The organism is Rhizobium fabae (assembly GCF_003985135.1).
GTDB lineage: Bacteria > Pseudomonadota > Alphaproteobacteria > Rhizobiales > Rhizobiaceae > Rhizobium > Rhizobium pisi.
In genome coordinates this window covers 365,716-380,421 of sequence record NZ_ML133650.1, presented here as the reverse complement: position 1 = coordinate 380,421, position 14,706 = coordinate 365,716, and the positions used below count along the sequence as shown (strand labels likewise).

The window sequence follows — 14,706 nt, the reverse complement described above, 5'->3', positions numbered from 1 at the left end:
GATTCCGATTTAAGGAATTATGCGGTCGCGGCGCGGTGATCGCTTCTTGACCGGATTGCCGGCCCATCGCTAGATGGGCGGCATGGAAGATACCGACAACTTCAATGACCGCGTCTCCGACGCGCCTTCCGACAACTGGGTCTACCGGATCCTGCCGCAATGGCTCTGGCCCTATGCGCAGCTTGCGCGCTGGGATCGCCCTATCGGCTGGCAACTCCTGATGTGGCCGTGCTTCTGGTCGGCGACACTTGCCGCCAATGCGGCGATTGACGAGGGGCTTTATTCCGGCAGCCTGCTAGTGTCCCATCTTTTCCTGTATTTCATCGGCGCGGTCGCCATGCGCGGCGCCGGCTGCACCTACAACGATCTCGTTGACCACAAGATCGACATGGAAGTGGCCCGCACGCGCTCGCGTCCGCTCCCCTCCGGCCGCGTCACGCGCGCCCGGGCGAAGATCTTCATCGGCCTGCAGGCGCTGGTCGGCCTTTTCGTGCTGCTGCAGTTTAACTGGCTCACCGTCTTCCTCGGCGTGCTTTCGCTGGGCATCGTGGCGCTTTATCCCTTCGCCAAGCGCTTTACCGACTGGCCGCAATTCTTCCTGGGACTTGCCTTCTCCTGGGGCGCGCTGATGGGCTGGGCCGGCATTTTGGGCGGCCTCTCCTTCGCCGCCATCCTGCTCTACGCCGCCTCCGTCGCCTGGACAATCGGTTACGATACGATCTATGCGCATCAGGACAAGGAGGACGACGAGCTGATCGGCGTGCGCTCCACCGCCCGCCTCTTCGGCGACAAAACGCGGCAATGGCTGATCTGCCTTTACGGGCTGACGTTGGTGCTAATGTTCCTGGCTTTCGCGCTCGCGGGCGCCAACCTGATTGCCTTCCTGGGCCTCATCGGTGCGGCTGGCATGTTCGGCTGGCAGATCATCCGGCTCGATATCAACGATCCGGCCCAATGCCTGGCGCTCTTCAAGTCGAACAACCGCGTCGGCCTCATCATCTTCTTCGGCCTTTTCCTCTCGCTGCTCTTCGCCATTCCCTGAATGGGACGATGCATGAAACGATAAACCCGGCGCAGGCGCCGGGTTTCAAAATGGTTCCGAAGCATGTCGCCCGGAAGTGCGCAGCGTTGCGCGCATCAAGTTCGATGCGTGGCGCTTTAGTTGCGGGCGATGATTTCCTTGCCTTCGATCTTCATGGCGACGCCCAGCCGGCCGGTGGTGCGGCGCACGAGGAAGCGCGGACGGCGGTTGGCGAAGTAGGAATGGCGGCGGCGCGGCTTGAGGTCGCTGGTGCGCAAGGCCCCGATATGGTCTTCGAGCGGACGGGCGACGCCGTCGGCCTCGACCATCAGCATCGGGATGCGGAAGGCTTCGGACCAGCTGCGCCAGTCGGCGGCGATATCGCTGAGATCATGGGCGACAAGCAGTGGAACGCAGAGTTCCGGGTCTGCGTGGTGGAGTTCGAGCGTCACGGTGACCTCGCCGTCACCATGGTCGATGGCGCGGGCGGCGACACCCTTGAAGACGCGCTTCGGCAGCGCAATCGAGAGTGGTAGGCCGCTGGAGGGAAGGACCTTGCGCAGGACTGCGCCGCGCTCGTCTATGGTGATGTTGACGTCATCCGAACAATCATGGATGGCGTAGCTGACCTGCTGGGGAAAGCGGGACGGATCGAGGCGCAACGTCGTACCAGCCCATGCGGGCTTCATAACGGGATTGTTCATTTCATTCTACCCTTGTCTTACCTGAGAGCCGTTTCCGGTCTTCTCCTTGGGACTTTTCGTCCTCTATGGCCGACAATAGGCGTGCCCCGTTCCGTACAGCTTAAAAATTGCGGTTAAGAAAACTTTGCCTCCTGCGATGGTTATCAAAACCGAATCCGGCAGGGTTTCCGGAAGGTGAACGGTGTGGTGTCCTGAAGCGGCACATCCTGGGGTAAGCCTCAGGTAAGTTTTTCGTGGCAAAATGCCGTCACCAGCAGTGCGTGATTCTCTTAAAGAATTTGCCGAAAAGGGCGCTTTTCATGATTACGGCTTCCCTCGCATATTCGATTTTGTCGAAGGATATGACGTCCAGCCTCGCCAAGGTTGCGTCGCAGTCGACCGTCAAGAAGGAAGCCCAGTACTATGCGGACAATATCAATAAGGTCAAAACCGTCGACGACTTCCTCGGCGATTACAAGCTCTACAGCTATGCGATGAAGGCCTATGGCCTCGAGGATATGACCTACGCCAAGGCCTTCATGAAGAAGGTGCTGGAAAGCGATCTCACCGATCCCAACAGCTACGCCAACAAGCTCTCCGACACGCGTTACCGCGAATTCGCCGCTGCCTTCAATTTCAACTCGCCTGAAAAGGATGTGCAGACGGATGCGCAGGAGGACGATCTCATCGGCCTCTACAAGCAATCCTTTGTCGATGCCGACAACGCCGCCACTGCCGAAAGCACCTATTACAGCAACAATATCGACTCCGTGCAGACCGTTGACGATCTCGTCAACAACACCCGGCTGCGCACCTATGTGCTGAAGACCTTCAAGATCGATCCCACCTATGCGTCGAAGGATTTCCTGCGGCAGGTGCTGACGAGCGATCTCAGCGACCCCTCGAGCGTGGTCAATACGCAAGGCGGCGACAAATACAAGGCGCTGGCCGCCCAGTTCAGCTTCAACGCCGACGGCACGGTCACCGGCACGGCGCAGACCGCCGCGCAGAAGTCCTCGGTCATCGAGACCTACACGTTGAACTCCCAATCGGTCATCATCGACAATTCGGTCGGTTCGGATGTCTACTACGTCAGCAAGACGGCGGCCGACTACAACAAGGCCTATTACACCGCCAAGATCGGCACGATCACCAATGTCGACGATCTGGTCGCGGACAACCGTCTGACCTCCTACATCAAGACCGCCTACAGCATGGGGGCTGACTTTACGGCCCCAGCGCTGCGCATGGTGCTCACCGATCCAAGCTATGCCCAGCTGATGGGCTTTACCAATGTCTATAACGCCTTCAATTTCAAGGCTGACGGCACGACCTCGAACACCGTGCGTGTTCAGTCGATCGACCAGGCGAACAAGCTGCAGTCGGCTGCCTCAAGCACGAACAAGTATTACACCGTCACCTCGCAATCGAGCAGCATCACCAATGTCGACGACCTGCTCGCGGACAACGTGTTGGCGCGCTACATCAAGGATGCTTACGGTCTCGGCACGAGTTTCAGCAATGCCGATTTGAAGAACATCCTGACTGATCCATCCTATGCCGCGGCTCAGGGACATGCCAACATCAACGCTGACTTCAACTTTCAGGCGGACGGCTCGATCAACGGATCCGCGATCCAGACGGCGGCGCAACAGAAATCGACCACCGACAAGTCGGCGGCGAACGCAGCACACTTCAACAGCATGATCGGCAATGTTACCAATGTCGATGACATCATGTCCGATCCGGTTTCGGTGAGCTACATCCGAAACAGCATGCAGATCGCAGACAGCGTCTCCGATGCGACGTTGAGGACCTTCCTGGTCGATCCTTCGGCCGCTGCCGCGCAAGGCTATGGCGACGTTCACGACCTCTTCAATTTCAAGGCGGACGGATCGGTTGCGACCCTTCATGCCTCCCAGAGCGCCTCTCAGAGCGCGAGCACTGCCAGCAAGGCCGACAGTGCAGCAGTCTACTACCAGTCGACGATCGCGGGCATCTCCAACGTTGATCAGTTGCTGGCGGATCGCAAACTGAACAATTTCGTGCGGAACGCCTATGGCATCCCGTCGACGGTCAGCGACGTCGCTCTTCGCGCTATCCTGACCGACCAGAGCGGCACCGGCACTTATGCCGACGTCGCCGCCGCCTTCAATTTCAAGGCGGATGGCTCGCTCAAGGACGGCATGGCTGCGCAGACCGCCAGCCAGATCAACAGCACGAAATTCAGCGCCTCGGCACGCACGGACGACTATTCTGCCCGGATGACGTCGATCGGCAACGTCGACGAGCTGCTAGCTGATCCCGCCATCACCAATTTTCTGAAAAGCACCTACGATCTGCCTTTCGATATCTCGGACGCCGATCTGAAGAGTATTCTGACCGATCCCACGGCAGCTGCCGCGGCCGGCCATGCTGATCTCAACGCGGACTTCAACTTTGCCGCCGACGGATCGCTTCCGGCTCTCAGCTCGGTTCAGAACGCCGATCAGGCCCAGGCCACCAACGACAACTATGCTGCACGCTACGACGACGAGCGCGACGAGGCGATCAACGAGGTAGCGTCCAACTATAAAAGCATGCTGGCCCCCAGCAACAGCCTGCTGGACTTTTCCGATATCAAGACCGTCAATGATTTCCTGCGCACCAATGCGACGGCTGATTTCACTAAGAGCAATGATAATCTGCCGGATCCCTATCACGTGGCGCTGCAGGCCTTCGGCCTGACGGAGCAGGACGTGCCGCGGTCGATGATGCGCAAGATCCTGACCAGCGATGCCTACGATCCGAAGGGATATATCGCGTCCCTCAAGGATGACCGCATCACCAAGATGGCCCGCGCCTTCAACTTCGGTCCCGACGGCAAGGCGGCCTCACCCTTCCAGGCGCTGCCCGACGCGACCATGGCCAAGTACGCCACCGACTACAAGTCGCATATGACCATGCTGCTGAAGGCCGGGCCGGTGAAGGACAAGGCATCGAAGGATGCGACGGCCGAAGTCGATTATTTCGCCAAGGGCATGGCGAAAGTGAAGTCGCTCGACGATTTCCTGAACGACAGCCGACTGACTGGCCTGGTGCTGAAGGCGAACAACCTCGACCCGAAGAATTACGACAGGGCCACGCTGAAGAAGATCTTCACCTCGGATCCCGATGACAAGAAGAGCTACCTCAACACCAAGGCTGACGCGCGCTTCAAGGATATTGTCGCTGCCTTCAACTTCGACAAGGACGGCAACCTCACCCGCGCCAAGATCGGCGCCATCCAGAACAAGGCGGCCGAGGACCACACTCAGCAGCTTTTCGTCCAGCAGACGATGGAAAGCCAGCAGGGCCAAAGCAATGACGGTGTCCGTCTCGCCCTCTATTTCAGCCGCAAGGCCCCGAGCATCACCTCGATCTATTCGATCCTCGGCGACAAGGCGCTCTACCAGGTGATCACCACCGCCTACAGCCTGCCGACGCAGATATCGGGCATGGATGTCGCCAAGCAGGCCGATCTCGTTGGCCGCTTCGTCAAGCTCGAGGATCTTCAGGATCCGAAGAAGGTCGACAAGCTGTTGCGGCGGTTCACCGCGATGTACGACGTCAAGAACAATACGCAACAGTCACCGGCACTACAGCTCCTGACCGGCGGCGGTACGCAGAAAAGCTGATCGTCCTGACCGTCGGCCTCAAGGATCGAGGCGGACCACTTTTCCCGGGTTCATGATATTTGCCGGATCGAAGGCGCGTTTGATGCGGCGCATCAGCTCGATTTCGATCGCCGGGCGGATTGTCGCCAGCTCGTCGCGCTTCAATTGGCCGATGCCGTGTTCGGCTGAGATCGAGCCGTTATGAGCAAGCACCAGCCCGTGAACGATGTGGTTCATCTCGTGCCAGCGGGCGATGAAGGCGTCCTTGTCGGCGCCGAGCGGCTGGGAAATATTGTAGTGGATGTTGCCGTCGCCCATATGGCCGAAGGCGCAGATGCGGGCTCCGGGCATTGCCGCCATCACCGCTTCTTCAGCTTCAGCCATGAAATGCGGAATCTTTGACACCGGCACGGAAACATCGTGCTTGATCGAGCCGCCTTCCGGCTTCTGGGCTTCCGACATGCTCTCGCGCATGTGCCACAGCGCCTTCTGCTGCGCCACCGACGAGGCGATCGCGGCATCCAGCACCAGCCCGGCCTCGAATCCCTGTTCCAAGAGAGCGTTCATCATCCGCTCCGCCGTCTCGGCTGAGTCCGACGTTGAAATATCGATCAGCACGTACCAGGGATAGGCCGTTTCCAGGGGATCGCGGACACCGTCGATGTTACGCGCGGTAATCTCCACGCCGAAGCGCGGCATCAGCTCGAAACCGGTGAGCGAGGCGCCGCAGAGGCTGGAGGCGAGGTTGAAGAGGGCAAGCGCGTCTTCGACCGAATTCAGGCCGGCAAAGGCCACCTGATGGCCGAGCGGTTGCGGGAAGAGCTTCAGCACCGCGCCGGTGATGATGCCGAGCGTGCCTTCGGCGCCGATGAAGAGGTCGCGCAGGTCGTAGCCGGTGTTGTCCTTCTTCAGGCGGCGCAACCCGTCCCAGATCTCGCCGGTCGGCAGTACCACTTCAAGGCCGAGGCAGAGCTGGCGCATATTGCCGTAGGCAAGCACGGCCGTGCCGCCGGCATTGGTGGAAAGGTTGCCGCCGATGCGGCAGGAACCCTCCGAGCCAAGCGACAGCGGAAAGAGCCGCCCATGCTCCTCGGCCGCCTTCTGAACCTCGGCAAGGATGGCCCCGCCATCGACCACCAGCACGTTGGCCACCGGATCGACGTCGCGAATCCGGTTCATGCGCTCGAGCGACAGGATGATATCGGACTTGCCCTCACGCGGCGTCTGGCCGCCGACAAGGCCGGTATTGCCGGTTTGCGGCACGATCGCCGTTCCGGTCTCCGTCGCAAGCTTCATGATCGCTGAGACTTCGGCGACCGAGCCTGGTTTCAGGAGGAGAGGGGAGGAGCCGTGATAGAGCCCACGGTTTTCGATCAGATGCGGAGCAAGGTCGGCCTCGCCGCGAAGCGCGTATTTGTCGCCGACGATGGCGGCGAAGCGGTCGAGATGCTCGGTGGAAATGCTGGCGTTGGTCATCGGCTCGCTTCTCTATCTCTATGCTTGGCGGTTTTCAGTCGCGGGGAGCGGCCGCCCGCAGCAGGCGGTCGTTGATGGCTTCGCCCAGTCCCTCTTCGGGGATTCGCGAAAAGGCGATGCTCGACGCCCCGCTGGCATCGGCCCGCTTCATGTAGTCGAAAAGATTTGCCGCCGCTTCGGCAAGGTCGCCGCGCGGGCTGAGGTCGAGAACGATCCGCGCACCGTCCGCGCCGGATACAGCAGCGCTGCCGAAGGCGATCAACGCCTCGCCCGGTTCCACCGCCGTCGCATTGAGGCGCACGGAAGCGCCGGGCGCGTAGTGTGAGGCGAGCATGCCGGGCGCCTCGATTGCGGCCGATGCCTTGTTCGCACGCAGCAGCGGCTTGCCTGCGACGCGTTCGATCTCACGTGCCGCCAGCCCGCCCGGCCGAAGCAGTCTCATCTGCCCGTCCTCCACCTTGACGATCGTCGATTCGACGCCGACGGCGCTCGCTCCTGCATCGAGGATCAGCGGGATCTTCGCTCCGAGATCGGCTTCGACGTGAGCGGCACTCGTTGCGCTGATTCGGCCTGATGTATTGGCGCTGGGGGCTGCGAGCGGCCGTCCGAAGGCGCCGATCAACGCGCCTGCGAAACCCTTCGGCACGCGGACGCCGACGCTGTCGAGCCCGGCGGTTGCCAGCGAATGGATCGGGCTTTGAGGTTTCAGCGGCAGCACCAAGGTCAGCGGGCCCGGCCAGAAAGCTGTGGCGAGCACCCGCGAAACCGGATCGAATTCGGCGTACTCCTCGGTCATCGCAAGATCGGCCATGTGGCAGATCAGCGGATTGAAGCGCGGCCGTCCCTTCGTCTCGTAGATGCGGGTGATGGCTGCCGGATTGGTGGCGTCGGCGGCAAGACCATAGACGGTCTCCGTCGGCACGGCGATTGCAAAGCCGTCGGCAAGAGCCGCGCAGGCCGCTTCGAGCGCTGCCTGTCTATCTGCCGTAATGTCGATTATGCGTGCCATGTCCCGTCCGGTGGTTTCCCGGCAGTCATTAGGCTTTCCGTCGCCCGCGATCAATCGCGATGTTCGTCCAATGCATGTCGCCCAAAAGTGTGGCGCGGTTTTGGGACAACGACATGCATCGAATGAAGACCCAAAGCGCGCCGCATGAATCCGATTTGGCGCGACGCGCTTTAGAGTTGGCGGATGATTTCGCGCAGCTGTTCGTTGCGAGCGCCGAGCAGCAGGATGTTGCGGATCGCCGCCTGCGGATCATGGGTGCGGAAGAGCAGCCCGTTGCCGCGCACGGACCTGTCGATGGTCATCCTTTCCGCGGAGTTGTCGCCCGGTTTGATGGCGACGGCGAAATACATGCGGGAGTAACCGACATCGATATGTTCGAAGAAGTTGTCGTTCTCGCCGATGTCGGAATAGAAATTGGCGATGTAGAAGGCCCAGCTCACCTCTTCGTAGTGGGCGAATTTCGTGCGCGCGGCGGTGACGTGGCAATAGCCGAGATGCGGGCTGTCCTCCAGCGTCCGGTGGAAGATCATCTTCGGAAACTGGATCGACCGGTGGAAGCCGTTGATGTGCTGATGCGTCTTCTCGCCGGCCACCTGCAGTTTGCGGCCGGTTTTTGCCGCCACCTCCTCATGGGTGAGGTAGCGTTTTTCCTCGGCCAGCCAGTGCCGCCGCTCGCGTGTGATGCGGCCGGTGCGTAAGAATTCGGAATGCGCCGCAATCAGCTGCGGTTCCTGCAGTTTGCCTGCTTCTTTCGCATCGAAATAACGGAGTTTGGCCATGGTTCGCGTTCTTCGGTCAGTCTGCAATCACCACGAGGATAGAGCGGTATGCTTAACGCGATGTTAAAGCGGCCCGGCAACCCAGGGAATGCTAAGGCAAGCACCGGCATATGTCGCAGATGCGACGACTGTCGGTATCAGGCAGCGGATCTCTTTGCCGAACCGGTCTTTACGCCATGGCGCAATTGACGATAATTGCCTGAAGAGTCGGGCGATGCGATCGACCAGGATAAGCCAGTGGCGCCTTGCGGCATCCTGTCGTCAATTTCGAAGCCGATGTCGCATTATAACCAAGCGGCAGACATGCTCGGTGATTAAATGACGCCGTGAACAATTCTCCCGAGGAGAAGGAAGCGGGCGCGCTTCCGCCGGCCTTCTTCTCAAGGCTGGCAGCCTGATGCACGAGGACACAAAGATGGATATTCGCAGCAACGTTTTGCGTCAGCTCAAGAACCGCCGTGAGGGCTTCAGCCTCGAGCAGCCGTTCTACACCGACGAGGATTATTTCCGGCTTGATATGGAGATGATCTACTATCGCGACTGGCTGTTTATCGGTCATGATTGCGAGCTGCCGAAGCCGGGCGCCTATTTCACCGTTCAGATCGGCACTTATCCTGTGGTTATCGTCCGCGGCCGCGACAATGTCATCCGCGCTTTCCACAATAGCTGTCGCCATCGCGGCTCGCGCGTCTGCACAAAGGAGCATGGCTCCTCCGTGCGTCTCGTCTGCCCCTATCATCAGTGGACCTATGATCTCGACGGCAAGCTCGCATTCGCCCGCCATATGGGCGACGATTTCGACAAGAGCGGCTTCAACCTGAAGCCCGTCCATTGTGAGAGCGTGGCAGGCTACATTTTCATCTGCCTTGCCAACACCGCCCCGGATTTCCAGCCGATGCGCGACAAGATCGAGCCCTATATGGCGCCGCATCGGATCGGCGAGACCAAGGTAGCCTTCCAGAGCACGATCATAGAGAAGGGCAACTGGAAACTCGTCTGGGAAAACAACCGCGAGTGCTATCACTGCGCCGCCAACCATCCCGAACTCTGCCGCACCTATCCCGAAGCCCCGAGCGTCACCGGCACGGACGGCGGCGCCGACGATCCGGAGATCGCGGGCCATTGGGAGCGCTGCGAAGCCGCCGGACTGCCCAGCAAGTTCCAGATTTCGCCGGACGGTCAGTTCCGCACCGCCCGCATGCCGTTGATCGAGGATGCCGAGAGCTACACAATGTCGGGCAAGCCCGCCGTCAAGCGCCGGATGTCCGACGACATCTCGATCAACCGTATCGGCACCATGCTGCTCTTCCATTATCCGACGACGTGGAACCACCTGCTCGGCGACCACGCCATCTCCTTCCGCGTGCTGCCGCTCAGTGCCAACGAGACGGCGGTAACGACCAAGTGGCTCGTCCACAAGGACGCGGTCGAAGGGGTGGATTACAATCTGGAAGAGCTGACGCACGTCTGGACGGAGACCAACGACCAGGATCGCCGCATCGTCGAGGAAAACGCCTTCGGCATTCACTCGCCGGCCTACGAGCCCGGTCCCTATTCCGCCGTGCACGAGGGCGGTGTCATGCAGTTCCTCGAATGGTATTCGAACTTCATGGTGAACCGCCTGCAGGGCGATCAGGCGAAAATCTCGGCCGTTGCCTGATTTCGCTGTCCGCACCAGTTAATGTCTGGTTCAGTTCAGCTGATCTAAAAGGAAAAGCAGCCGGCCCCGGCTGCTTTTGGAACCATTCTGGCGTCAAAGCATTGCTGGGCAGGCGGTGATCGCTGTTGAATGGGAGATGAAGCAATGATCGGGCTGAGAAACAAGATCGCGACCGCAGTGCTGGCCGCCGCCGTCGTTCTGACAGGTTTCGTGCCGTCGCAAGCAATCCAGATGCCCACTGCTCCGCAGGTGGAAAAATCCTCCGCGGTCGAGAGCGTCCAGTACCGCCGTTATTATCGCGGCGATTATTACCGGCCCGGCTGGTATGGCGGTTATCGCGGATATAGCTATTACCGTCCGGGATATCGCCATTATAACGGCTACTGGTATCCGCTCGCTGCCTTCGGCACCGGTGTGATCATCGGCGGGGCCATTGCCGCGCAACCGCGTTATGTCGCGCCCGCACCTAGCATGGGCTCGGCTCACGTGGCCTGGTGCGCAAACCGCTACCGTTCCTATCGGGCCTACGACAACACGTTCCAGCCCAATAACGGCCCGCGCCAGCAGTGCTATTCGCCTTATTGATGCCTGCCTGCTGAACTGCCAAACGCCCGGCGGTCACGCCGGGCGTTTTGCATTCAAAGAATATCCACGCGCCTCAGCAGCCACCACGCGAAAGCGATGGAAGCGATGATGAGGGCGACGGCGTATTCCGTGCCGTAGTCGCCGACGGCGAAGGGCAGGTTTGCCGTGTTCATGCCGAAGAAGCCGGTCACCAGGGTCGGCGGCAGCAGGAAGGCCGTCATGATCGACAGCAAATAGAGGTGGCGGTTGGTTTCGGAGGATTGTTTCGAATCGATTTCTTCGTGCAGCAGGCGTGCCCGGTCTTGCAGCGCATAGATATCGTGGTCGACCGTTTCCAGCCGGCTCGTCAGTCGCCGCGCTACGTCGTCGAAGCCGAAGGGCATCTCATCGTCATCGGTCGCTGCGGCCCGGCGCATCAGCGCCAGCACCGTGCGCAGATGCCGATGCAGCCTGACCACGGTACGCCGCACCGGCGCCAGGCGCCGGCGTTCGTCGCGTGGTGCGTTGTCGTAGACGATGTCCTCGATCAGGTTCAGCTCTTCGGTGAGTTCGATGACGATCGCAATCAGCGTGCGCTGGAATTCGATGACCAGCAGTTCGAAGAGATCGACCGGCCGCGAAAATTTGCCCGGATTCTTCTCGATCAACGCGCGCGCCCGTTCGACGCTGCGCAGCGGCTGCAGTCTGGTGGTGATGATGAAGCGGTCGGACATGGCGAAATGCAGCCAGCCGAGATTGTTGGTATCCTGGGCGAAATCGCGCTGGCAATCGACGAGCGTGCCGTAGAGCATCTGCTCGTCGACGGTGATGGCCGCATGCGTATCGCGCGTCGTCAGCGCCGATTTCGCGTCCTCCGTCAATCCGTCCAGGGTATCGAGCAGTGCCGGCACGCGGGCGTCGACAAGGTTGAGATGCAGCCAGTAGAAACAATTGTCGGCGGTCAGCTCTGCCACGGTCGCGCTGTTGTTCAACCGCACCGCGGTCTTTTCCTCAGGCGAGAAACGATAGGCCCAGACGAAACCGGGTATGTTGACGGGCAATGTATCCATTGTTCGCCGATCCTTTGCGAAGGCGATTTCATTTCTCAGGGCGCAGCGCGTCTAGTCGGACGCGCTAAGCACCCTCTATCACGTTATGCACTAGAGATTCTCCATGACGTTCATTTGTGCAAGGGCGCAAGAGCCAAGCGCCATGGCGGGCGAATTATCGCACAGCGGTTGCGGAAATCGAAATTGACGTTTACGTAAAAATCAATTAGCTCTGAACCCGGAGGGTTTGCCTTGCGCAGGCGATCTCAGGAGGAAAAATAGCATGTATAAAGCGCCCGTCGAGGAAATCGCGTTTACGTTGAAGCACGTAGCCGGCATGGGCGAGGCGCTTTCAAAAGGACTGCTCGGCGATCTCGGCGAAGATCTGGTCGACGCCATTCTCGCCGAGGCGGGACGTTTTGCCACAGAGGAAGTGGCCCCTCTCGCCGAAATCGGTGATCGCCAGGGTGCCCGTCTGGCCGATGGCGAGGTCAGGCTGCCGGACGGCTGGCGCGATCTCTATCGCAACTGGATCGCCGGCGGCTGGAACGGCCTCACGGCGCCGGAGGCATTCGGCGGCCAGGCCTTGCCGCATATGTTGAACGTCGCGGCCCTCGAAATGTGGAATTCCGGTTCCATGGCCTTTGCGCTCGCCCCGACGCTGACGATGGGGGCGATCGAGGCCGTGAGCGCCCATGGCAGCGCTGCGCTGAAAGACAAATATCTGGAGAAGATGGTGTCAGGCGAATGGACCGGCACGATGAACCTAACGGAACCGCATGCCGGTTCCGATCTCGGCGTGCTGAAGGCCCGCGCCGAGCGCCGCTCCGATGGCAGCTACCGCCTCTTCGGCCAGAAGATCTTCATCACCTGGGGCGAACATGACGCGGCCGAGAACATCATTCACCTGGTGCTTGCCCGCCTGCCGGATGCGCCGGCCGGCACACGCGGCATCTCGCTCTTCCTGGTGCCGAAATTCCTGGTGAACGACGACGGTTCGCTCGGTGCCCGCAACGATCTCTTCTGCCATTCGCTGGAGCACAAGCTCGGCATCCACGGTTCGCCGACCTGCACGATGATCTATGGCGACGGAAAGTTCGGCGACGAAAAGGGCGCTGTCGGATGGCTGATCGGCGAGGAAAACAAAGGGCTGGCCTGCATGTTCACGATGATGAACAATGCCCGCCTTGCCGTCGGCATGCAGGGTGTCGCGATCTGCGAAGCCGCCACGCAGAAGGCTGTCGCCTATGCCAGGGAACGCACGCAGGGCAGGGCGCCCGGCTGGAGCGGCGCCGGCATGAGCCCGATCGTTGAGCATCCCGATGTCGCCCGTATGCTGCTGACCATGAAAGCGTTGACGCAAGGGGCGCGCGCGATCTCCTATGCCTGCGCCCACGCGATCGACATGTCCCACCGGGCAGGCGAAGGTCACCGGCACTGGCAGGAGCGTGCCGCCCTGCTGACGCCGATCGCCAAGTCCTTCTCGACCGAGGCCGGCGTCGACGTCGCCTCGCTCGGCATCCAGGTGCATGGCGGCATGGGCTTCATCGAGGAGACGGGTGCCGCGCGTTATCTCCGCGACGCCCGCATCGCGCCGATCTACGAAGGCACCAACGGCATTCAGGCGATCGACCTCGTCACTCGCAAGTTGCCTTTATCCGGCGGCGATCAGGTGAAAGGCTTCATCGCCGAACTCCGCGAGATCGCCGATTCTGTCCGCTGCTCCAATCTCGATGGTTTTGGCGATACCGCTGCCCGGCTCGATGCTGGCATCGCCGACCTTGAGCAGGCGACCGACTGGCTGCTGAAGACGCTTGCTGATGAAAAGGCGGCCGAGGCGCTCTCCGGTGCCACGCCCTATCAACGCCTGTTCGGCCTCGTGCTCACCGGCTGTTATCTCGCCAAGGGCGGGCTCGCCGAAAGCGGCGATGGCGGAAGTGATGGCCGCATCGCGCTCTGCCGCTTCGCCGCCGAAAACCTGCTTGCCGAAACCGCAGCCCTTCGCGACCGGGTCGTCAACGGCGCGGCAAGCCTTGCCGCCGCCCGCATCCTGCTTGCCTGAGGAGATCCCATGACCGACCACATCGTTGTCGAGCAGCCTCCCGCCTATCCCGGCGTTCAGTCCATCCGCTTCAACCGGCCGGAAAAGAAGAACGCCATCACCCGCGCCATGTATCGCCGGATGACTGATGCGCTGAATGCGGCGAACGCGAATCCCGATATCCGCGCCACCGCCTTTCTCGGCACCGAAGGCTGCTTCTCGGCCGGCAACGACCTGAACGATTTTCTCACCGCCGCGATGGGCGACGGCATGGTGACGGAGATCATCGATTTCCTCTATGCACTGGTGAATGCCGAAAAACCCGTCGTCTCGGGCGTCGATGGTCTTGCGATCGGTATCGGCACGACGATCCAACTCCATTGCGACCTGACCATAGCCTCAAACCGCAGCCAGTTCCGCACGCCTTTCGTTGACCTAGCGCTGGTGCCGGAAGCCGGCTCCAGCCTCGTCGCGCCGCGCCTCATGGGCCATCAGCGCGCCTTCGCCCTGCTTGCGGCAGGCGAAGCATTCTCGGCCGCCGAGGCAAGGGAAGCCGGCCTGATCTGGAAGATCGTCGAACCCGGCGAGGTCGATGCGACAACCCTTGCCGCCGCCGCCCGGCTCGCCGCCAAGCCGCCGGAGGCGCTGCGCATCGCCCGCGACCTCATCCGCGGCGACCGGGGTGAGATCATCGCCCGCATCGACGAGGAGGCCCGCCATTTCTCGGCGCGCCTCAAAAGCGCGGAGGCCCGCGCCGCTTTCGAAGCTTTCATGCGTCGTTGATCTGCT

The 14,706-nt window shown here is 61.0% G+C and carries 11 protein-coding genes; 6 read left to right on the top strand and 5 right to left on the bottom strand.

Translation table 11 applies throughout. From position 1 onward, the window contains the following. The first annotated feature begins 82 nt into the window (after positions 1 to 82). Positions 83 to 1,042: a 4-hydroxybenzoate octaprenyltransferase gene (ubiA, locus tag EFB14_RS15390; protein WP_125843941.1), complete on the top strand. Its 960-nt coding sequence runs from the start codon at positions 83 to 85 to the stop codon at positions 1,040 to 1,042. Between the two features lie 116 nt (positions 1,043 to 1,158). On the opposite strand, the gene EFB14_RS15385 is transcribed toward ubiA, so the two are convergent. Further along, a complete protein-coding gene (locus EFB14_RS15385) occupies positions 1,159 to 1,725 on the bottom strand; it encodes a DUF6101 family protein (protein ID WP_125843942.1) in 567 nt (188 codons plus the stop codon). A gap of 299 nt (positions 1,726 to 2,024) precedes the next feature. Here EFB14_RS15385 and EFB14_RS15380 point away from each other — a divergent pair, with 299 nt between their 5' ends. Then, on the top strand, positions 2,025 to 5,360 hold the full coding sequence (locus EFB14_RS15380) for a DUF1217 domain-containing protein (RefSeq protein WP_126826581.1): 3,336 nt from the start codon (positions 2,025 to 2,027) through the stop codon (positions 5,358 to 5,360). An 18-nt stretch (positions 5,361 to 5,378) separates the two neighbouring features. Here EFB14_RS15380 and EFB14_RS15375 read toward each other — a convergent pair whose 3' ends face one another. The 3 genes from EFB14_RS15375 to EFB14_RS15365 form a co-directional block, all read right to left on the bottom strand. Continuing rightward, complete coding sequence (locus EFB14_RS15375) at positions 5,379 to 6,815, bottom strand: FAD-binding oxidoreductase (RefSeq protein ID WP_126826578.1); 1,437 nt, start codon at positions 6,813 to 6,815, stop codon at positions 5,379 to 5,381. Between the two features lie 34 nt (positions 6,816 to 6,849). Next, on the bottom strand, positions 6,850 to 7,824 hold the full coding sequence (locus tag EFB14_RS15370) for an L-threonylcarbamoyladenylate synthase (protein ID WP_125843945.1): 975 nt from the start codon (positions 7,822 to 7,824) through the stop codon (positions 6,850 to 6,852). Between the two features lie 170 nt (positions 7,825 to 7,994). Then, positions 7,995 to 8,603 (bottom strand): DUF6656 family protein, encoded by a 609-nt coding sequence (locus EFB14_RS15365; RefSeq protein ID WP_125843946.1) that lies wholly within the window; start codon positions 8,601 to 8,603, stop codon positions 7,995 to 7,997. Positions 8,604 to 9,018: 415 nt separating this feature from the next. Between EFB14_RS15365 and EFB14_RS15355 the strand changes: the two genes are divergently transcribed. Then, a complete protein-coding gene (locus EFB14_RS15355) occupies positions 9,019 to 10,263 on the top strand; it encodes an aromatic ring-hydroxylating oxygenase subunit alpha (protein WP_125843947.1) in 1,245 nt (414 codons plus the stop codon). A 144-nt stretch (positions 10,264 to 10,407) separates the two neighbouring features. After that, a complete protein-coding gene (locus EFB14_RS15350; protein ID WP_126826576.1) occupies positions 10,408 to 10,848 on the top strand; it encodes a BA14K family protein in 441 nt (146 codons plus the stop codon). 53 nt (positions 10,849 to 10,901) lie between these two features. On the opposite strand, the gene EFB14_RS15345 is transcribed toward EFB14_RS15350, so the two are convergent. Continuing rightward, entirely contained in the window at positions 10,902 to 11,897 is a 996-nt protein-coding gene (locus EFB14_RS15345) for a transporter (RefSeq protein WP_125843949.1), read from the bottom strand. Positions 11,898 to 12,159: 262 nt separating this feature from the next. Between EFB14_RS15345 and EFB14_RS15340 the strand changes: the two genes are divergently transcribed. After that, a complete protein-coding gene (locus EFB14_RS15340; RefSeq protein WP_126826573.1) occupies positions 12,160 to 13,938 on the top strand; it encodes an acyl-CoA dehydrogenase family protein in 1,779 nt (592 codons plus the stop codon). A 9-nt stretch (positions 13,939 to 13,947) separates the two neighbouring features. Next, positions 13,948 to 14,700: a crotonase/enoyl-CoA hydratase family protein gene (locus EFB14_RS15335; RefSeq protein ID WP_126826570.1), complete on the top strand. Its 753-nt coding sequence runs from the start codon at positions 13,948 to 13,950 to the stop codon at positions 14,698 to 14,700. The last annotated feature ends 6 nt before the right edge of the window (positions 14,701 to 14,706 follow it).